Origin of the sequence: Mycolicibacterium celeriflavum (assembly GCF_010731795.1) — a bacterium.
Classification (GTDB): domain Bacteria; phylum Actinomycetota; class Actinomycetes; order Mycobacteriales; family Mycobacteriaceae; genus Mycobacterium; species Mycobacterium celeriflavum.
Map to the genome: position 1 here is coordinate 820001 of NZ_AP022591.1, position 19968 is coordinate 839968.

18 protein-coding genes and 1 pseudogene are annotated in these 19968 nt (G+C 68.1%); 10 read left to right on the forward strand and 9 right to left on the reverse strand.

Annotated elements, in window-relative coordinates; translation table 11 throughout:
• Positions 1-24: 24 nt before the first annotated feature.
• From G6N18_RS03875 to G6N18_RS03890, 4 genes are all read left to right on the forward strand, one after another.
• Positions 25-357, forward strand: a complete 333-nt coding sequence (locus tag G6N18_RS03875) for a TfoX/Sxy family protein (protein ID WP_083002631.1) — start codon at positions 25-27, stop codon at positions 355-357.
• Positions 358-376: 19 nt separating this feature from the next.
• Positions 377-1024 carry an endonuclease gene (locus tag G6N18_RS03880; RefSeq protein ID WP_083002628.1) on the forward strand — a complete coding sequence of 216 codons (648 nt, stop codon included), beginning with the start codon at positions 377-379 and terminating at the stop codon, positions 1022-1024.
• A 6-nt stretch (positions 1025-1030) separates the two neighbouring features.
• Positions 1031-1756 carry a DUF72 domain-containing protein gene (locus G6N18_RS03885; protein WP_083002624.1) on the forward strand — a complete coding sequence of 242 codons (726 nt, stop codon included), beginning with the start codon at positions 1031-1033 and terminating at the stop codon, positions 1754-1756.
• 128 nt (positions 1757-1884) lie between these two features.
• On the forward strand, positions 1885-2406 hold the full coding sequence (locus G6N18_RS03890) for a hypothetical protein (RefSeq protein ID WP_308215050.1): 522 nt from the start codon (positions 1885-1887) through the stop codon (positions 2404-2406).
• Here G6N18_RS03890 and G6N18_RS03895 read toward each other — a convergent pair.
• The 3 genes from G6N18_RS03895 to G6N18_RS03905 are packed head-to-tail and all read right to left on the reverse strand — an operon-like array spanning position 2403 to position 7047.
• A complete protein-coding gene (locus tag G6N18_RS03895; RefSeq protein ID WP_083002621.1) occupies positions 2403-3872 on the reverse strand; it encodes an acetyl-CoA acetyltransferase in 1470 nt (489 codons plus the stop codon). The two genes, G6N18_RS03890 and G6N18_RS03895, sit on opposite strands and share 4 nt — an antisense overlap.
• A complete protein-coding gene (locus tag G6N18_RS03900; protein ID WP_083002617.1) occupies positions 3872-6178 on the reverse strand; it encodes a CoA transferase in 2307 nt (768 codons plus the stop codon). Before G6N18_RS03900 ends, G6N18_RS03895 begins: the two co-directional genes overlap by 1 nt.
• Positions 6175-7047, reverse strand: a complete 873-nt coding sequence (locus G6N18_RS03905; RefSeq protein WP_083002614.1) for a TIGR03619 family F420-dependent LLM class oxidoreductase — start codon at positions 7045-7047, stop codon at positions 6175-6177. The genes G6N18_RS03900 and G6N18_RS03905 overlap by 4 nt, the downstream gene beginning before the upstream one ends.
• Before the next feature lie 85 nt (positions 7048-7132).
• Here G6N18_RS03905 and G6N18_RS03910 point away from each other — a divergent pair, with 85 nt between their 5' ends.
• Both G6N18_RS03910 and G6N18_RS03915 read left to right on the forward strand, forming a co-directional pair.
• Positions 7133-9559, forward strand: coding sequence for a phosphoketolase family protein (locus tag G6N18_RS03910; RefSeq protein ID WP_083002611.1), 2427 nt, complete (start codon positions 7133-7135; stop codon positions 9557-9559).
• A gap of 11 nt (positions 9560-9570) precedes the next feature.
• Entirely contained in the window at positions 9571-10335 is a 765-nt protein-coding gene (locus G6N18_RS03915; protein WP_067214397.1) for a CPBP family intramembrane glutamic endopeptidase, read from the forward strand.
• 22 nt (positions 10336-10357) lie between these two features.
• Here the strand turns inward: G6N18_RS03915 and G6N18_RS03920 are convergent, their stop codons facing one another.
• Positions 10358-11374, reverse strand: a complete 1017-nt coding sequence (locus G6N18_RS03920; RefSeq protein WP_083002608.1) for a zinc-binding alcohol dehydrogenase family protein — start codon at positions 11372-11374, stop codon at positions 10358-10360.
• 209 nt (positions 11375-11583) lie between these two features.
• On the opposite strand from G6N18_RS03920, the gene G6N18_RS03925 reads away from it, so the two are divergent.
• Positions 11584-11829, forward strand: a complete 246-nt coding sequence (locus G6N18_RS03925; RefSeq protein WP_067214399.1) for a CDGP domain-containing protein — start codon at positions 11584-11586, stop codon at positions 11827-11829.
• 69 nt (positions 11830-11898) lie between these two features.
• Here the strand turns inward: G6N18_RS03925 and G6N18_RS03930 are convergent, their stop codons facing one another.
• The 4 genes and pseudogenes from G6N18_RS03930 to G6N18_RS03940 form a co-directional block, all read right to left on the reverse strand.
• Positions 11899-13008 carry an APA family fibronectin-binding glycoprotein gene (locus tag G6N18_RS03930; protein ID WP_083002605.1) on the reverse strand — a complete coding sequence of 370 codons (1110 nt, stop codon included), beginning with the start codon at positions 13006-13008 and terminating at the stop codon, positions 11899-11901.
• A gap of 221 nt (positions 13009-13229) precedes the next feature.
• The gene (locus G6N18_RS24870; RefSeq protein ID WP_407663573.1) at positions 13230-13793 is read right to left on the reverse strand and encodes a TOBE domain-containing protein; all 564 of its coding nucleotides are present in this window, start codon (positions 13791-13793) and stop codon (positions 13230-13232) included.
• A gap of 90 nt (positions 13794-13883) precedes the next feature.
• Positions 13884-14222 (reverse strand): annotated as a pseudogene (locus G6N18_RS24875) (ATP-binding cassette domain-containing protein); the annotation flags it as partial.
• A 66-nt stretch (positions 14223-14288) separates the two neighbouring features.
• Complete coding sequence (locus G6N18_RS03940) at positions 14289-15083, reverse strand: ABC transporter permease (protein WP_083002815.1); 795 nt, start codon at positions 15081-15083, stop codon at positions 14289-14291.
• A 135-nt stretch (positions 15084-15218) separates the two neighbouring features.
• On the opposite strand from G6N18_RS03940, the gene G6N18_RS03945 reads away from it, so the two are divergent.
• The 3 genes from G6N18_RS03945 to G6N18_RS03955 all read left to right on the forward strand — a co-directional run bounded on the left by G6N18_RS03945 (position 15219) and on the right by G6N18_RS03955 (position 18373).
• Positions 15219-15890: an SDR family oxidoreductase gene (locus tag G6N18_RS03945; protein WP_067214420.1), complete on the forward strand. Its 672-nt coding sequence runs from the start codon at positions 15219-15221 to the stop codon at positions 15888-15890.
• Between the two features lie 69 nt (positions 15891-15959).
• Entirely contained in the window at positions 15960-16889 is a 930-nt protein-coding gene (locus tag G6N18_RS03950) for an LLM class F420-dependent oxidoreductase (RefSeq protein ID WP_083002601.1), read from the forward strand.
• 110 nt (positions 16890-16999) lie between these two features.
• Positions 17000-18373 carry a type II NADH:quinone oxidoreductase Ndh gene (locus G6N18_RS03955; protein WP_067214407.1) on the forward strand — a complete coding sequence of 458 codons (1374 nt, stop codon included), beginning with the start codon at positions 17000-17002 and terminating at the stop codon, positions 18371-18373.
• Between the two features lie 58 nt (positions 18374-18431).
• On the opposite strand, the gene G6N18_RS03960 is transcribed toward G6N18_RS03955, so the two are convergent.
• Positions 18432-19862: an RNA-guided endonuclease InsQ/TnpB family protein gene (locus G6N18_RS03960; protein WP_083002598.1), complete on the reverse strand. Its 1431-nt coding sequence runs from the start codon at positions 19860-19862 to the stop codon at positions 18432-18434.
• Positions 19863-19968: the final 106 nt, after the last annotated feature.

Genomic DNA, 19968 nt, shown 5'->3' on the forward strand with positions numbered 1-19968 from the left:
GGGGGCTGACGCTAACGTCGTCTCATGGCCTACGACGAGGACCTGGCCGACCGCATCCGAGAACTCCTCAGCGGCGTCCGTGGAGTCGAGGAGAAGCCGATGTTCGGCGGGTTGGCGTTCCTGATCAACGGCAACATGGCGGTGGCGGCCAGCGGCCAGGGCGGCCTGATGGTGCGGGTGCCACCCGACGACACCTCGAAGCTGCTGTCGCGTGACCACGTCGCACCAATGGTGATGGCGGGTAGGGAAACCCGAGGATGGCTGCGGGTGTCCGACGACGGGATCCGGACCAAACGCCAGCTGCAGTCCTGGGTGGGCCGCGGACTCGACTACGCCAGAAGTTTGCCGCCGAAATAGCAGGGGTACGTCAGCCGAGATGGAGGCCGCGGCACGCAAGAAGTTGGTAGCGAACCTGCTGAGACATGCGGGCACCACCTATGCGCAGGAGGCGGGTATCCGGCTGGCGGACAGACCCATGCCGCTCTTTCAGCTGCTGACCCTGTGCATGCTGGCCAGCAAGCCGATCGACGCCTCGATCGCTGTGGCGGCCGCGCACGAGCTGTTCAGCGCGGGCATCCGCACACCCAAGGCCGCCCTCGAAGCAGACCGCACCGCGATGATCCATGCGTTCGGGCGCGCCCACTACGTCCGGTACGACGAAAGCTCGGCAACCCGGCTGACCGACATCGCCTCCACCGTCGTCGACGAGTACGGCGGGGATCTGCGCAAGCTCGCGGAGGCCAGCAGCCACGACGTGACGGCTTTGACGCGGTTGTTGAAGCAGTTCAAGGGCATCGGCGACACCGGCGCGGACATCTTCCTGCGCGAGGTCCAGGACGTCTGGACCTGGGTCCGGCCGTACTTCGACAAGCGGGCCGTCTCGGCAGCCAAAAAGCTCGGATTGCCAGCCGGGACCGAGGAACTCGCCGCGCTGGCCCCGCGTAGGAACGCGAAACTCGCCGCGGCGCTGGTCAGGGTGTCGCTCGACGACGAGTTACGCGACACCGTGTCGGCACGTGAATGAGGCGACATGATCCGGATCGGCACGTCGGGCTGGTCGTATGACCATTGGACCGACGTGCTGTACCCCGCCGGTACACCGGTGGCCAAGCGACTTGCCCGCTACGTCGAGGAGTTCGACACCGTCGAACTGAACGCCAGCTTCTACCGGTGGCCGAAGGACTCGGCGTTCGCCGGGTGGCGCCAACGACTGCCCGAAGGCTTCACGATGTCGGTCAAGGCCCAACGCGGGCTGACGCACTACCGGCGGCTGCGGGAGCCGGAGCCGTGGATCGAGCGGTTCGACCGGTGCTGGACCCTGCTGGGCGACCGCAGCGAGGCGCTGCTGGTGCAACTGCATCCGGAGTTGGAACGCGACGACGCCCGCCTGGAGTACTTCTTGAAGCTGATGCCCGATCGGATCCCGGTGGCGATGGAGCTGCGGCATCCCTCCTGGGACGACCCGGCGGTGTACGAGACGTTGGCACGTCACGGAGCCGCGTACGTCATCATGAGCGGTGCGCGGCTGCGCTGCGTTCCGCTGGCGACCAGTGAGCTGGTGTACATCAGGATGCACGGCCCCGACCAGGATTCGATGTACGCGGGCTCCTATCCCGACGACGAGCTCCGGCGCTGGGCGGAGCGGATCCTGGCGTGGGACCGGGAAGGCAGACGTGTCCTGGTGTATTTCAACAACGACCTGGGCGGCCACGCGGTGCGCAATGCGCAGACGCTTCGAGCCATGGTGACCGACTGACGAGCCGAGGGCACCCCCGCGTCGAGCGCCGGAATCGCGTTCCGGCACGCTTGAGAACCGAAATGCGTGTCCTATGTCTGATCTCGGCCGTCGCGGTCCTTGCGGTGGGTTGTTCGGGTGAGCGGATCGTGACCACCGACGAGCCGCGCGTGGCTTCCCCGCCGACGTCGACCACCAGCACACCTCTCCCAGCGCCGAACAGCAGGCACCTGGTCAACGCGTTCGACTACGTCGCCCATCCGGCAGGCAAGGCCGCTTACTACTTCACCACCCCGAGCGGACGCTGGGCGTGTGCGATCGTGCCGCGCGACAAGGCCGGCTGCCAGTCGGCGACATCGTGGCGGTCGAGCCTGAACATCACCGGCGAACCGGAAACGGTACCCAACGCCGACGGCGAGCAGACGACGCCGAACGCGATCATCGTCGAGCGCGACGCCCAGCCGCGGTTCGTCGCGCTGGAGCAGCCGGAATTCGTCCTCGAGAACGCAAAGGTGCTCGGGTTCAACCGAATTCTGGCGGCCGCCGGGTTTCGCTGCAATGTGCAGGAAGCCGGCGTCTCATGTATGAGCGAGGCGACCGGGCGGGGCTTCACGTTCGCCCCAGAAGGATTCAAGCCGCAGTACGCCGAGGTGCCGGCGAACGCACCCTAGAGCATCGTGGCGGTACCGTCCGCGTCGACCTTGACCTTGGCGCCGGCGATGTCATCGGCGACCGTGGCCGCTGCCTCCGCCGGGTCGGTGACGACGGCCAGCACGCGCGAGCCCTCGGGCGTGCGCACCGCGAGGAATGCCTTCTCCGGCGAGCCTTCCCGGCTGAACGGCGTCGTCCAGGTTTCCACCGTGCCAGCCCCGGACCACTCCACCAGCCCGGCGCGGGTCGGCTCGCGATCGACCTCCGATTGCACGTCTTCCCAGCGGAACTCGTGCGCAGGCGGTTCGGCGCTGTAGACGCCGAAACTGTGCTTGGTGAGGTAACCGCCGTTCGCGGTGATCAGGCCTCGCTGGCCGGGACGGGTGGCCAGCCGCTCGGCCATGGTGGCGATCGAGTGGGTGACGTAGTTGTTCCACGGGCCGCCGGCGAAGGTGAGCCCGCCGGTGACCGTGAGCGGTCTGGCGGTGTCCCCGATCGGCAGCCCGAGTTCGTTGGCGGCCACCTGCACCGCCGACGGAAAGCACGAGTAGAGGTCGACAAGCTCGACGTCGTCGATGCCCAGCCCTGCCAGTTGCAAGGCGCGCCGACCCGCGATCCGGATGGCAGGCGAGGTGTAGAACTCTGCGCGCTCCCCGATCGCGTAGGTGTCGTGCGCGTCGGTGCCCGAGTGCGGAAAAATCCAGCGGTCCCTGGGAATCTGCAGATGAGCCGCCTTCTCGGCCGAGGTGAGGACGAGCGCCGCCGCCTGGTCGACCATGTTGTTGGAGTTCATCAGCTTCGGGTACGGCCAACTGATCATCCGGTTGTCCGGACCGGCCTGCCAGATCTGCTCCGCCGGCACCGGGTCTCGGCTCCAGGCGTGCGGATTGGTCGCGGCCACCGCACTGAACTGCGCCCACAGTTCGCCGATCCGACGTCGGTGCTCCTCGCTGGACTCGCCCGCTGCGATCCGCAAAGCCTGCTCGAACATCGGGTAGACATAGGCCGGTCGGTCCAGGTGGATCCGGATCTCGGCGGGTCCGGCCATCGGTACCCCGTCGTCGGCGCCTTCGGCCATCGGAACCGACTCGTCCTGGCGAGTCCATTGGGGCTTGATGCCCTTGGCCCGCAACCGGGTTCGGGAGCGCCAGGTTTCCGCGCCGGCGATCAGGACGACGTCGACGCGGCCGTTCTGGATGTCCCGGCACGCCTCATTGACCAGTGACTGCGGTGTGTTGCCGCCGACTCCGGTGTAACGTGTGGTGGCAAAGTCGGCTTTGATCCGTTGCGCCAGAAGCAGTCCCGGATCACGGTACCGCCAGGACAGCAGGCTGACGACGCGCACCGAGTCGACGGCTTCGAGCACCCGCGGATCGGCGGCGGCGCGCGCGGCCGCGACCATCAGGTCGATCGGCTCCGCGTCGGGGTTCTCGTCGCGCTGGTTCAGTTGTCCGTAGCCGGCCAACACCGGTGTCCTCGGGTCCATCACGGCCTTCCTTGGTAGGCGAAGAGCGCGCCGTCGGCGATGAGCCGGTCGGTTTCCTCGTCGGTCATGCCGAGGATCTGCCGGCAGATCTGGCGCGTGTGCTCCCCCGGCATCGGCGCCGGCCGCATCTCCGCGGGCGGAATGTTGGTGTACGGCGCGGGCCCGGTCTCAGTGAGCATGGGCTCCTCGAACAGCGGATGCCCCATGGCGGCGAACACGTTTCGTGAACGTACCTGCGGGTCGGCGGGCACATCGACGGCGCGGTTCATCGGCGCTGCGGGGATCCCCGCCTCCTGCAGCGCGTGCGCCACCGCCGTCTTGTCCCGGGCGCGGGTCCACTCGGCGATGTCGAGGCCGTCGGTGAGAGAGGTCAACGCTTCGCGGTCGGCATCGGTCCGGAGCGAGATCACGCACCATTCGTCGTCGCCCGTGCACGGGTACACGCCGTGCACGGCAGCGTCGTCGACCACCGGCAGTTGTGCCGCGCGCGCCGCTTCGGTGACATAACGCGTCGCCAACTGGTTCACCGCGGCCTCGGCTTGTGAGACGTGTACGTGCGCGGGTCCCCCGGTGCGGTCGCGCCGGATCAGCGCTGCCAGTGCCGCGATCGCGGTGATCCGCGCGGCCACATGGTCGGGGAAAACCGTCGTCGCGTCGTAGAATCCGCCGTCGGCCGACGTCCACAGCGAGGTGATCCCCGTCGTCGCGCGCACCAGCGGCCCGTAACCCATCCGCGCGCTCCACGGCCCCGTCGAGCCGAAGGCGCTGCTCTCGGCGAGCACGATGCTGGGGTTCAGCTCTCGCAGACGGTCGTATGAGAACCCAAGCGCGGCAAGTGTTCCCGGCCGGAAGTTGGCAAGCACCGCGTCGGCATCGGCAACCAAGCGGGCGAACAAGTCGGCGCCCGCGGGGGTGCGCAGGTCGATGCCCAGGCTCTGCTCGTTGCGGTGGGTCAACGCCCATGATCTGCTCATCACCTGACCAGGCGGGGTCTGCCGCAGCCCGTCTGGATAGGCGGCGCTCTCGATCTTGATCACCTCGGCACCGAGGTCGGCGAACAACCGGCCCAGTTCGCCCCCGGCGACGATGACGCCGAGGTCGAGGATCCGCATCCCGTCGAACGGGCGCTGGCTCACCGCCGCCTCTGCGCGCGGCGCGTGCGATGGCTGACCGGCCCAACGAGGTTCGTCGGCCCCGGGAGACCGGGCCAGCCACCTCACCCCGGTGTGGTGTCCGTCGACGACGAACGGCCCCGCGGGCGCGTCGACCTGAGCTCCGGGCGCGAATTCCGCTGCGGTCAACGCGCCCACGACGCGCAGGTGCTCGGAGGCCAACGCCTCCGCCGGTGTCAGTACCGCGGCGAGCGGCACTCCCCGCACCTGCCCCTCCGCCACCAGGGCATCCATCGTCTGCGGTGCGAAGAAGTCGGCGATCAACGCGTTGAGTTCCCGCGAGGCCGCGTACCGCGCGGCGATCGTGTCGAATTTCGGATCGGCGAACTGCTCCGGTTCGCCCAGCCAGGCGCGCATTCCGCGCCACTGGCGCGCGGAGAGCAGGCAGACCCGCACATGTCCGTCCGTGCAGGCGAAGATTGGGTAGATGTTCTGGTTACGCGGCCTGCCGCGCCAGATCTCGGTGGTCTTCTTGAGGCCGACGGCGGCTTGCCCCTCCGACCCGAACGGCGGATCGAGCGACTGCAGCACGCCCTCGAATCGCGAGAAGTCGATGTAATCGCCTGTGCCGTCGCGTAACCGGCGGTAGTAGGCGGCCAGCGCCGCCCACGCCGCCTGCACTGCGGCCGTGCCCGATGCCAGCCCGATGGGCGGCAGCACCGGAGTCCCGGAGGTCGGTCCGGTGCGCGACAGCGCGGTCGACAGCGCATAGAGCACCGGGTCGGTGGCCCGCCACGCCGCGTACGGGCCTGCGGTGCCGAAGTCGGTGACCGACAGCGCCACGAGATGGTCGAACCGTCGCGCCAGCTCGGCGCACGACGTTCCGAATCGAGCAGCGCCGCGCGGGTTTCCGCTGTCGACGACGATGTCGGCGGTGCTCGCCAGATCGAGCAGGCGCCGGTGGTCGCCGGGTTCGGCGGGATCGAGGACCGCGCAGCGCTTGTTCGCGTTGTCCACCGCGAACCGCACACTCGTCCCGGCGACGGCCGGCAGCGCGTGGCGCGCGTCGCTCCCCTCCGGCGGTTCGATCTTCAGCACGTCGGCGCCGAGGTCGGCGAACAGCCGGCACACCGCGTCGGATTCAGCACCGCCCAGATCGAGCACCCGCACGGATGCCAGCAGTGGCTCGCTCATGCGGCCAGCAGCCGTTCGGCCCAGCGCAGGTGCTCGTCGGTGTCGGCGGCCACGTACATCAGGTCGACGAACGCGTCGGGGTAGCCGGCGGCGGCGAGCGTCCGCACCGCCTCGGCGACGCGCTCGATCGGCGTGCCCTCGGCGACGTTGACACGAAGGTAGGTGTGGATGGCCGACGGATCGCGGCCAGCCGCGCGGGCGGCGTCGTCGATGATGCGGCGCTGGCGGTCGAGCATCTCCGGGAACACCCCGCCGGGCACGTTGACCGCGGGCAGCCATCCGTCGCCGCGCGCGCCGATCCGCCTCAGGCCGGCCGCTGTGAACGAGGCGAGGTAGATGGGCGGCGGCTGTTGCACCGGCTTGAGGTCGACCCACGACGGCGGGATCGACCAGCGCTCGCCGTCGTGAGCCACCGGATTCGTCGTCCACAGGGCGTGCAGCGCATCGAGCAGCTCGTCCAATTGCGCACCGCGGCGGCGGAACGGCGCGCCCGCCGCCTGGAACTCCTCGGGCGACCAGCCGATGCCGAAGCCGGGCAGCAGCCGCCCATTACTGACCACGTCGAGGGCGGTCAGTTGGCGGCCCAGCTGCACCGGCGGATACCACGGTGCGACGAAAACGCTGCTGCCCAACCGGACCCGGCTGGTGACGGCGGCCGCCACCGCCAGCGCGACGAACGGATCCAGTCCGGTGCGGAACTGCTCGGGAATGGTGTCGGAACCCGCGTAACCGACGCTGGGCTGGACAGCTGTGATGAGCCGGTCCCCGACCCATAGGCTGTCCGCGCCGAGGTCTTCGACCGTCTTGGCGAACCGGGCCAGGTCGGCGCGCGCGGATCCGCCATACTGCGGCACCGCGAATCCCAACACGCTCGACAGGCTAATGCGTAGGTTCTGGTGCAGTGGGTACCAGGACCACACGCGTTGTTCACAAGCCACGACGATGATGAGTTAGATGACCGCCCAGGCACTGTCCCCTACGTTGTCCGACGATGAACTCTCGCTGATCGACGCGTACTGGCGCGCGGCGAACTATCTGTCCGTCGGACAGATCTACCTGCTGGACAATCCGTTGCTGCGGGAGCCGCTCGCGCCGCAGCACGTCAAGCCCCGGCTGCTCGGCCACTGGGGTACCACGCCAGGGCTCAACCTCGTCTACGCGCACTTGAACCGCATCATCCGCAACCGCGACGCCAACGTCATCTACATCACCGGACCGGGGCACGGCGGCCCCGGCCTGGTCGCGAACGCTTACCTGGAAGGCACCTACAGCGAGGTGTACTCGGGCATCTCCGAGGACACCGAAGGTCTGCGAAAGTTGTTCCGGCAGTTCTCCTTCCCCGGCGGCATCCCCAGTCACGTGGCGTCGGAGACGCCAGGGTCGATCCACGAGGGCGGCGAGCTCGGCTATGCGCTGGTGCACGCGTACGGCGCGGCGTTCGACAACCCCGATCTGGTGGTGGCCTGTGTGATCGGCGACGGTGAGGCCGAAACCGGCCCGCTGGCGGCGAGCTGGCATTCGAACAAGTTCCTCAACCCCGTCACCGACGGTGCCGTGCTGCCCATCCTGCACCTGAACGGATACAAGATCGCCAATCCGACGGTGCTCGCGCGCATCCCGCAGGAGGAACTCGAGTCGCTGCTGTTCGGCTACGGCTACCGGCCCATCACAGTGGCAGGCCCGGATTCTGCTGACCCGGCCAACGTGCACCAGCAATTGGCCACCGCGCTCGACGAGGCGTTCGACCAGATCGCTGCGATCCAGCGGGCCGCCCGCCTGGATGGTGAGGCCGGCCGCCCGCTGTGGCCGATGATCGTGTTACGGACTCCGAAGGGCTGGACCGGTCCGCGAGAGGTCGACGGCAAGAAGGTCGAAGGCACCTGGCGGTCGCATCAGGTGCCGCTGTCGGGCACCCACACCAATCCCGAACACCGTGCGCAGCTTGAGGATTGGCTCCGCAGCTACCGACCCGAGGACCTGTTCGGCGACGACGGTGCGCTGCGGCCGGAACTGCGTGCGATCGCGCCGAAAGGGCAGCGGCGGATGAGCGCCAACCCGCACGCCAACGGCGGGCTGCTGCTCAGGGATCTCGACCTGCCCGCGTTCGCCGATTACGCGGTGGCGGTCGATCAGCCCGCCTCCGAGTCGGCCGAGGCCACACGGGTGCTCGGCACGTTCCTGCGTGACGTCATCGCCCGCAACGCCGACCGGTTCCGGTTGATGGGACCCGACGAGACCGCATCGAACCGGCTGTCGGCCACCCTCGAGGCGACCGACAAGGCGTGGCAGGCCGAAATCTGGCCCGACGACGAGAATCTCGGGCCGGAGGGCCGGGTGATGGAGGTGTTGTCCGAGCACCTCTGCCAGGGCTGGCTCGAGGGTTACCTGTTGACCGGCAGGCACGGGCTCTTCAACTGCTACGAGGCGTTCGTCCACATCATCGACTCGATGCTCAACCAGCACGCCAAATGGCTCTCCAGCAGCCGGGAGCTGTCGTGGCGGCGCCCGATCGCGTCGCTGAATTACCTTCTGACATCGCATGTCTGGCGCCAGGACCACAACGGCGCCTCGCACCAGGACCCCGGTTTCATCGACCATGTCGCCAACAAGCGGCCAGAGGTCGTGCGCGTCTACCTGCCGCCCGATGCCAACACGCTGTTGTCGGTGGCCGACCACTGCCTGCGCAGCCGGCACTACGTCAACGTGATCGTCGCCGGTAAGCAACCGGCGCTGACCTATCTGGACATGGACTCCGCGATCGCGCACTGCACCCGGGGGCTCGGAATCTGGGAGTGGGCGAGCAGCGGCAGCGGGGATCCGGACGTGGTGCTCGCGTGCGCCGGTGACATCCCGACCCTGGAAACGGTGGCCGCCGCCGACATCCTGCGCCGGCGATTGCCCGAGCTGAAGGTCCGGGTGGTCAACGTCGTCGACATCATGCGGTTGCAGCCCGACTCCGAACATCCACACGGACTGTCCGATCGGGAGTTCGATTCCATCTTCACCACGGACAAGCCGGTCATCTTCGCCTACCACGGCTACCCGTGGCTGATCCACCGGCTGACCTACCGCCACGCCAACCACGACCAACTGCATGTGCGCGGCTACAAGGAGCGTGGTACCACGACGACGCCGTTCGACATGGTGATGCTCAACGACCTCGACAGGTTCCACCTCGTCATGGACGTCATCGACCGCGTCGACGGGCTGGGCAGCAGCGCGGCCGGTTTGCGTCAGGAAATGGCCGACGCCCGCCTGGCGGCCCGGCGCTACACCCGTGAGCACGGAGAGGACGATCCGGCGATCTCGGAGTGGACCTGGGACCCCGACTACCGCGCCCCCTCGCTCTCGCAGGATTCGCTCAGCGAGAACGACCGCTAGACTGGATCTTCGTGTCCGACCAAGCCGTGCTAGCCGAGCGTCCGCATCCGCTGGTCGAACAGCTGTCCGCGCTGCATCACGTCCGCGCCTACGTCGATATCGCGGTGGTCGTGGTGGTGCTGGCGTTGACCAACCTGATCGCGCATTTCACCACTCCGTGGGCCAGCGTGGCGACGGTTCCCGCGGCCGCGGTCGGGTTGCTGGTGCTTGTCCGGTCCCGCGGGCTGGGCTGGGCCGAACTCGGCCTGAGCCGCGAACACTGGAGGTCTGGGGCCGGCTACGCGCTGGCGGCCGTCGGGGTGGTGCTGTCGGTGATCGCGATCGGCGCGCTGCTGCCGTGGACGCGACCGATGTTCATGAACAACAACTACGCCACGATCTCCGGCGCGTTGATCGCGTCGATGGTGATCATTCCCCTGCAGACCGTGATCCCCGAGGAGTTGGCCTTTCGGGGGGTGCTGCACGGCGCGTTGAACCGCGCCTGGGGTTTCCGCGGTGTCGCGGCGGCGGGCTCGCTGTTGTTCGGCCTTTGGCATATCGCCACCTCGCTGGGTTTGACCAGCAGTAACGTCGGCTTCACCCGCATCTTCGGCGGCGGGGTGATGGGTACCGTCGCGGGCGTGACGTTGGCGGTGGCCGCCACCGCGGTCGCGGGGTTCGTGTTCACCTGGCTGCGGCGTCGCAGCGGCAGCCTGATCGCGCCGATCGCGCTGCACTGGTCGCTCAACGGGCTCGGCGCCCTGGCTGCCGCGCTGGTGTGGCACCTGTCGGCCTGACGTCGGCCGCCGCGCCGGAACTCTAGACGATCAGCACCGCCGCTCCGGAAACACGGCCCGAGGCGAGATCGCGCAGCGCCTCATCGGCCCGATCGAGCGGGTACTGCGGGTTTGTCACTTCGATGCGGTGTTCACCGGCGAAGGCCAGAAAGGCGCGGGCGTCGGCTCGCGTGTTTGCGGTGACCGATCGCAGTTGGCGCTCCTGGAAGAGGTGGCGCTGATAGTTCAGCACCGGAATGTCGGAGAGGTGGATGCCGGCGATGGCCAGCGTGCCGCCGCGATCGAGCGCTTCGAGCGCGGACGGCACGAGATCCCCGACGGGTGCGAACAGGATCGCGGCGTCGAGCGCGATGGGCGGGCGGTCCGTCGCGCCCTGAGCCGAGGCGGCGCCCAGGGACAGCGCCAACGCGCGGGCGGCCTCCCCGCGGGTCATCACGTGCACTTCGGCGCCCTGCGCGATCGCCACTTGGGCGGTCAGGTGCGCGCTGCCACCGAACCCGTAGATTCCCAACCGTCCGCCGGGCGGCAGGTCGGCGCGCATGAGCGCGCGATAGCCGATGATGCCGGCACACAGCAGCGGCGCCAGTTCGGTGTCGGAGTAGCCGGCCGGCAGCGGATGCGCGTATGCCGCTGGCACAGTAGCGAATTCGGCGTATCCCCCGTCGGCGTCCCAGCCGGTGTAGCGGGACTCGGGGCACAGATTCTCGGCGCCTCTGATGCAATACCGGCATCGCCCGCAGGTGTGCCGCAGCCATGCGATGCCGACGCGGTCGCCGACGGCGAACTCGGCTCTGACGCCGTGGCCCACCTCGACCACTTCGCCGACCACCTCATGGCCCGGGATGACTTGTCGGCGATGCACGGGCAGGTCGCCTTCGGCGACGTGAAGGTCGGTGCGGCACACGCCACATGCCCGCACTGCGATCAGGAGTTCGCCGGGCATCGGTCGCGGCACCTCCACCCGTGCCCGCTCGAGTGGCCGAGTGCTCACCGGCCCCGGTCGTCGAACCTGCCACGCGGTCATGGTCGAGGTCGCCATACCTCATCGTCGCCCGACCGATCACGAGTGCACCAGCCCAGGATCGAGCATCTTCACTCTCAGCGAACGACGCTAACGACCGCGGCGGTGCGCCAGACAAATGTGGTAAACGCTGTTGACTCTCGAAGCGGTGGGGAAAACCCCGATTCCTCGGTCATGACAACGGCATAACCTGGAGACAACGGTGGACTGGGAAGGGAGAGGGTGAGATGAGAACACTTGTTGCATTGGCGGTCGGCGCGCTGGCAGCCGGCGGCATCGCATTCGCCGCCCCGGCCAACGCGGGATGCCAGGGAGGTTGGACGCCGTGGGGCGGCGGGACGATCTGCGACGGCCCGGTCAACGCCGACGGAAACTTCGAACGGTGTCAAACCGCAGGCGCGATGGGCTTCGGCGGCACGAACTGCGTCATCGTGAACGTCGCCACCGCGAACCCACCGCGGGTTGGGCCCTGACGGCCGCACGCCCACTGAGGAATTCGGCTTCCGCCGCGGCTTGATGCCGTGGCGGAAGCCTTGACTCCGTCAGGGCGGAGGCAGCATCCCCGGTGCGTTCTGCGGTGCGACCGGAACGGCCACCCCGACGCCGGGCCGCGGCGCAGGCGCATTCGGATCGGGCGGGGGCGCATTCGGATCCGGCGGAGGCGGCGGAGCGTTCGGATCCGCGGGTGGCGGAGGCGGCGGGGCGTTCGGATCTGCCGGAGGTGGCGGCGGCGCGTTCGGATCCGCCGGCGCCGGCGGCCCGGTGTACGGCCGAATCGAGTTGGCCAGCGTCACCGCTTCTTCCTTCGGCACAGGGTTGTTCGCCGTGCCGAGCCAGACGACGAACCAACGCTCAGGCGCGCGCTCCCCGCGCGGCGTTCCCGGCTCGACCGGATTGCCGACGACACCGGCCCAGATCTGGCCGTTCGGCTTGTTGGTGTCGGTGAACTTCACCTCGTAGTACGAGGCGACGCCCGGCATACCGTCTGCGTTGAGTTCGAAGGTCTCCTGGTTGATCCGCGTGCCGGGGAACGGCATGAAGAACTCGCCCATATCGGACGCCAACCGCTGTGCGGCCTTCGCGTTGTCGGTCTCGGCGCCTGCGAAGAGCTTCAGGTCGAGTCGGCCGAGCAGAATGCTGGTGTCATTGGGCGGCTCGGCGCCTTCGGGTGCGATCTTGGTCAGAAGCGCCTGCCCATAGGACAGCTGCGATGCGTCCGACACCTTCCAACCCGCAGGCACGACGTAGCTCAGCCCGCCTGCGGGCGCTTCGACGCGCCCGGGGTCACCGGGTGGTGGGGCGGGCGCATTCGGATCGCCAGGCGCCGGCGCGGGCGCACCGGGAGTCGCGGGGCCGGGTGCGGGCGCACCGGGAGCGGGTGGCGGCGCAGGTGCTCCTGGTGCCGGAGCGGGCGCGGGTGCACCCGGCGGCGGAGCGGGCGCGGGTGCGCCGGGCGGTGGCGGCGGTGGCGGCGGGGGCCCCTGCAAGAACGTGTTGCCGGGCGGCGGCGGTTGCGGGGGCGTCGGCTCGGGCTGCGCCTGCGCCACCGTTGGCAGCGCTAGCGCCACGGCGGTGGCGCCGGTCAGCGCCGCGACCGCCAGTGTCTTGGAGAGGCCCCTGCGAGGGAGTGAAATCGCGTCCGGCTGATCCATGCAGAAGAAACTACCGTGTTACCGCCGTGACGCAAGTGCGTATTGCTCAAAAAGTGTTCAATTGAGAGATTGCTGAGAACGGGAAACATCATGCAAGGCTCGACGAATGGGAATTGCTGACACGACAGTGACCCCACGCGTGGCGCGGGCTTGTCGAACCGCGTTCGCCGCCGGAGGTCGACGGTCGTCTGACTCGTTTTTCGCACCGGCCCAGATGTCCGTTACGGGGCCGGGTGGATGGAAACCTCCTGCGCCTTCACCGAGAAGTACGCTCGTTCGCCCGGCGCCAGGCGCAGTTCGGCCGCAGAGTCCGCCGTGATGTCGGCAGCGATCCCGGGGCCGCCATCGGGTTGTTCCTCGGCCCGCACCCGGATCACGGGCCCGCGGCCGTCGACCTCCGCGACGGTCACTTCAACGGTGTTGCGGGGGCTGCCGTGCGGTCGCTCGCGGTACACCGCGACGGCCGCCGGGTGAAACAGCGCCACCGCCGAACCTTCCGCCGTCACGTCCGCGCCGGCGGTTCCGTACCAGGCGGCGCCCCACCGGGTGGTCAGCACGCCGCTGTCGCCCGCCGTACCGCGAACCAGGTTCACTCCCGCCAGCCGCGCGCCGAACCCGCTGCGCGGAGTCGCCAGAACAGTTGCAGCAGAACCACTTTCGACAACATGACCGGAATCGAGCACTAACACGCGATCGGCTAGCGTCACGACGTCGAGCAAGTCGTGGGTCACCATCACCGCCGACCGTCCGTCGCGGACCAGCACCCGGCGCAGTACCTTGCGCATCGCAGCAGCGGCCGCGACGTCGAGCTTGCTCAACGGCTCGTCGAGGAGCAGCACGTCGGGTTCGGCGGCCAGCGCACGGGCCAGTGCCACCCGTTGCGCCTGGCCACCGGACAGGTGGCGGGGCCTGCGGTCGGCCAGATCGGTCGCGTCGACCTCCGCAAGCCAATGCTCGGGGCGCCTGCTGCCGGGCGGAAAGGCGACGTTGGCAGCGGCATCGAGATGCGGAAACAACAGCGGATCCTGCAGCAGCATTCCGACGCGGCGGTCATGGGTCGGCACGTCGATCCGCGATGCGGTGTCGGTGAGCACTCGGTCCCCCACGCGCACGACACCGTCGTCGGGCCGGACTAGGCCCGCGATGACGTGCAGCACCGTCGACTTGCCCGCCCCGTTGGGGCCCAGCACAGCCAGCACCTCACCTGCGGCGACGTCGAATTCGACGTCCACGCCCCGATGCTCGACAACGGCCCGCAGGCTGATCCCCGTCACGCCGCGCTACCAGGCACTGTCGCCCCGCAACCGCCGACTGCCCAGGCCCAGTACCACGACTGCGGCCACCACCACGAGCAACAACGACAACGCCACCGCGGCGTCGGCGTCGCTCTCCCGCTGCAGATAGATCTCCAACGGCAGTGTTCGGGTGACGCCCTGACGGGAGCCCGCGAACGTGAGCGTGGCGCCGAACTCGCCTAGCGAGCGCGCGAATGCGAGCACGGCACCGGACACCAGGCCCGGAGTCAGCAGCGGCAACGTCACGCGCCACCACACCCGGGATGGCCGGGCGCCCAGCGTGGCCGCCACCATCTCGTAATCGGCACCCGCCGTCCGCGCGGCCCCTTCCAGCGCGATGACGAGGAAGGGCAGCGACACGAATGTCTGGGCGAGCACGACCGCCGTGGTCGTGAATGCGATCTGGACACCCGCTGCCTCCAGGTACTGCCCGATCAGGCCAAGTCGGCCGAACGCGTAGAGCAGCGCGATACCGCCGACCACCGGAGGCAGCACCAGCGGCAGCAGGATCAGCGGCCGCGCCGCCCGGATCAGCCGGCTGTCGCTGCGGGCCAGCACCAGGGCCATCGGCACGCCGAAAACCAGGCACATCACGGTGCTCGCGGTCGCCGTTCGCAGGCTCAGCAGCAGCGCGCTGATTGAGGACTCACTGCTGATCAGGTGCACGAAATTCGGCCAGTCCACCCTCGCGGCCACTGCAACAAGAGGCACCGCCACGAACAGCGCACCAACCGCGGCGGGCAGGTACAGCCAGCGCGGCAGCCCAGCCGAGATACTCAACCGGCCGTCGCCCTCCACGTCACGGGAAAACCCTATGGCACATGCGCCCGCGCGCCGGTTTCGCGCCCTAGCTACTGTCCAGTAACATTGCCCGGGATCGCTGGGTTCAGCGTTGGCACGACAAGGAGGTCCGCGATGGAGGTGCTCGTCACCGCAGGTGACACCGATCTGGGTCGCACGATCGCCGGAGGCTTCCGCGACGCCGGTCACCGGGTCGTGATCGCAGGCGCCAACCGGGAGGACCTCGAAGTCGCCGCCAAGGAACTCGACGTCGACGCGATCGTGTTCGACAACACAGATGCCACGAGCCTGGAAGCGGCGCGACCGCAGTTCCCGCATCACCTCGACACCATCGTCAACGTGCCCGCGCCTCGCTGGGACGGCGGCGACCCGCGCACCTATTCCCTGTCGGAGCTGGCCAAAGCGTGGCGCGAGGCCCTCGACTCGACTGTGGTCTCAGCGGTGCTGACCGTGCAGATCCTGGGCGATCACCTGCGCTCGGGCGGTTCGATCGTCACCGTGGTGCCCGAACACCCGGTAGAAGGCAGCGCTGAGGCGGCCATCAAGGCCGCCATCTCCAACTGGACCGCGGGCCAGGCCGCGCAGTTCGGCACCCGCGGCATCACGGTCAACGCGGTGGCGTCGGGACGCAGCACCGAACCGGGCTACGAAGGCCTGTCGCGTACCCCGCCATCGGTGGCTGACGAGATCGCCCGGCTCGCGCTTTTCCTCTCCACCCCTGCGGCGCGCCACATCACCGGCCAGACGTTGCACGTCAGCAAGGGTGCGCTGACGGACTTCGGCTGAATTATTCCGCCGTTCGCCCGGAGCTGACGCGGGCTGACCCCCGCGGTGAGTTGTGGTTACGTAGCCCCCGTGACCATCAAACTCGGACTCCAGATCCCCAACTTCTCGTACGGCACCGGCGTCGCGCAGATCTTCCCCACCGTCGTCGCGCAGGCCCAAGAAGCCGAGGCCGCCGGCTTCGACTCGGTGTTCGTGATGGACCACTTCTACCAACTGCCCGGCCTCGGTACGCCTGATGCGCCGATGCTCGAGGCGTACACCGCGTTGGGTGGACTGGCCGCCGCCACCGAGCGCGTCCAACTCGGCACGCTGGTCACCGGCAACACCTACCGCAATCCCACGCTGCTGGCCAAGGCGATCACCACGCTGGACGTGATGAGCCAGGGCCGCGCGATCCTGGGCATTGGCACGGGCTGGTACGAACTGGAGCACGACTCTCTGGGGTTTGAGTTCGGGACCTTCACCGACCGGTTCAACAGGCTCAACGAGGCGCTGGAGATCATTCTCCCGATGCTCAAAGGCGAGCATCCGACCGTCGATGGCAAGTACTACCGCACCAAAGAGGCCATGGCCGAGCCCCGCTTCCGCGGCCACATTCCGCTGATGATCGGTGGTAGCGGTGAGAAGAAGACAATTCCGCTGGCCGCGCGGCACTTCGACCACCTCAACCTCATCGCGGGCTTCGACGAGCTGCCTCGCAAAGTGCAGGTCGTGAAGGAGCGCTGCGAGGAGATCGGCCGCGACCCCGCCACGCTCGAGACGAGCATGCTGGTCGTCGCGATCATCGACGAGAACGTCACGGGCGACGTGATTCCCGACGACTTCAAGCAGCAGGCGGTCTACGGCAGCGCCGAGCAGGTCGTCGAGCAGGTGAAGTCCAAGGTTCTCGACGCCGGCGTCGACGGCGTGATCCTCAGCCCGGTGACGAGTCTGAACGGGTATCAGCCGGGCGGGATCACCGCGGTCGGTGAGCATCTCAAGCCACTTCTCGGCGGCTGATCGCGCCGCCGGCGTGGGAAATGCCACAGCAACCGGAATCGTCGATCGCAGGTTCGGGCGACTACCGTTACGGGTAGAACTCTGCACGTGACACCGTCGAGGAGCCCAATATGAGCCATCCCGGAGCCACTGCATCTGATCGGCACAAAGTCGTCATCATCGGATCAGGCTTCGGCGGGCTGACCGCTGCCAAGAAGCTGAAACGGGCCGACGTCGACGTCAAGATGATCGCCAAGACGACCCACCACCTGTTCCAGCCGCTGCTGTACCAGGTGGCGACGGGCATCATCCCGTCCGGCGAGATCGCGCCGCCGACGCGGATGATCCTGCGCAAGCAGAAGAATTGCCAGGTGCTGCTCGGCGACGTCACTCACATCAACCTCGCCGACCGGACGGTCAAGTCGGAGCTTCTGGGTCATACCTACGTCACTCCGTACGACACGCTGATCGTCGCCGCCGGCGCCGGCCAATCCTATTTCGGCAACGATCATTTCGCCGAGTGGGCTCCCGGCATGAAGTCCATCGACGACGCGCTGGAGTTACGCGCGCGCATCCTCAGCGCGTTCGAGCAGGCCGAACGCTCGAGTGACCCGGCCCGGCGCGAGAAACTGCTCACGTTCACGGTGGTCGGCGCGGGCCCGACCGGCGTCGAAATGGCCGGGCAGATCGCCGAATTGGCCGACCACACGCTCAAAGGCGCGTTCCGCCATATCGATTCGACCACGGCGCGGGTGATTTTGCTCGACGCGGCGCCCGCGGTGCTGCCTCCGATGGGTGAGAAGCTAGGCAAGAAGGCCCAGGCGCGACTGGAGAAGATGGGCGTCGACATCCAACTCGGCGCCATGGTCACGGACGTGGACCGCAACGGCATCACGGTCAAGGACTCCGACGGGACGATCCGGCGCATCGAATCGGCGACGAAGGTGTGGTCGGCCGGTGTGCAGGCCAGCCCGCTGGGCCGCGATCTCGCCGAGCAGTCCGACGTCGAGGTCGACCGGGCCGGTCGCGTCCTGGTGGGGCCCGACCTGACGATCCCCGGCCACCCCAACGTGTTCGTGGTCGGCGACCTGGCCCACGTCGAGGGCGTGCCCGGGCAGGCGCAAGGCGCGATCCAGGGCGGCAGGTACGCCGCCAACGCGATCAGGGCCGAGTTGAAGGGCGCCGACCCCACTGCCCGCGAACCGTTCCAGTACTTCGACAAGGGCTCGATGGCCACGGTGTCGCGATTCTCCGCGGTCGCCAAGATCGGTCCGCTCGAGTTCGGCGGCTTCATCGCGTGGTTGGCCTGGCTGGTGCTGCACCTCGTGTACCTGGTCGGGTTCCGCCGCAAGATCACCACGCTGCTGTCGTGGACGGTGACGTTCCTGTCGACGCAGCGCGGCAACCTCACGATCACCGAACAGCAGGCCTACGCCCGCACCCGGATCGAAGAGCTCGAGGAGATCGCGGCGGGGGTACGCGACACCGAGAGGGTCGCCGGCTAAAGCGTGTCGGACAACTCGGTTGAGTGTTCGGCACCACCCTTCTCGGGCGTTCGTTGGTTCAGGCCGCTGGTGCGGTGTGAACGTCGGTTCCCGCGTCATCCGAGCTGGTTTCACCAACACGGGGGTGTTGGCCAGTGCCGTCTCGTCGGCGGGCATTGGTGGCCCGGCCTCCTGCTTGGGGGTCCGGGGATCGATGAAGGTCATCGTGGTGGGCCTGGCCCCAGTGGGCCAGATTCACCGCGGCGTTGGTATCCCTGTCGGCGGTATGCCCGCACGTGCAGGTGAATACCCGATCGGCCAGCGTCATCGCAGTGTTGACTGACCCGCATTGGGGGCAGCGGCGAGTCGATGGGTACCAGCGGTCGGCTTCGAGGAGCTGGCCGCCGCGCCAGGCCTGCTTGTATTTGAGTAGGCGGGCGAACTCGGCCCAGCCGGCATCGGAGATGGCCCTGGCGAGGCGGTGGTTGGCCAGCATGCCTGCCACGTTGAGGTTTTCGATGACGAGCCGGTCGTGGGTCTTGACCAGCTCGCCTGATACCTGGTGCAGGAAATGGCGTCGAATATTGGCGACACGGTGATGATGGCGGCCCAGCCGGGCGGCGGCATGCTTGCGGTTGTGTGATCCTTTCTGCTTGCGGGACAACGACTTGGCTAGCCGTCGCTGCTGTTTGAGCCCGACAGCCAGCGCTTTGGGTGCATCGCTGATGCGGGCGACTTCGGTGCCGTCGATGGTGGCGCCGACCAGAAACGCCGATAGGCCACGGTCCACCCCCACCCAACCGCCGGTGTCGTCGGTGCGCGCCGGGTGCTGCTGGCGTGGGTGCAAGTCGGCGGCTTCGACGTTCAACGCACACCACCACCGGCCGCCGTGGTAGCTGATCGTGGCGAACAAGATTTTCGCTCGGTGTTTGGCGATCATCCGCCGTAGCCGGCGGGTGTCGTCATGGACCGAGATCAGACCGATGCCGGGCAGCGTCACCGAGCGGGCCCGGTTGTTATCGCCGACACGGATCGCCGGCGGTTTGCCCTTGGCGTGTTTGTTGCGCAGCCGAAACGAGGCGATAGTGCCGATCTTCTTCTTGAAGTGCGGGAAGCCGACACGGCGGCCCGCTCGCTTGCCCGAGCGTGAATCCGACCACGCTGTCAGGCCCCTGCCCAGATCGACAGCGGCTTCCTCGAACACCTGCTGACACACCTCACCCCGCCACGACAAGCCTGTCACCGCCACTTCGGCGACGCCCTGGGAGTCGACGGTGAAGACCCGGCCGGCGTCCTCGGATTTCTTCCATGCGTTGAACGCGTTGATCAGATCGAACCCCGTCCACGGCACCTGCACGCCGGCATCGGTGCGACGTTGGGTGAGCGCGGTTTTCACGATCCGCAGACACTGATTGAACGCGAACCGCGACGCCCCGCCATGACGAGCCAGCACCTCACACTGCTCGACCGTCGGATCGAGACAGAACCGGAATGTGGTGTGCCGCGCCATCACCGATCAACGTCTCACAAGATACTGACAAGCGCCCCAGCCAGCGCGGACATGTCGGTATCGGTGATCACTACCGGTAATCAGGTGACCCCAAACCCGGTCAGCT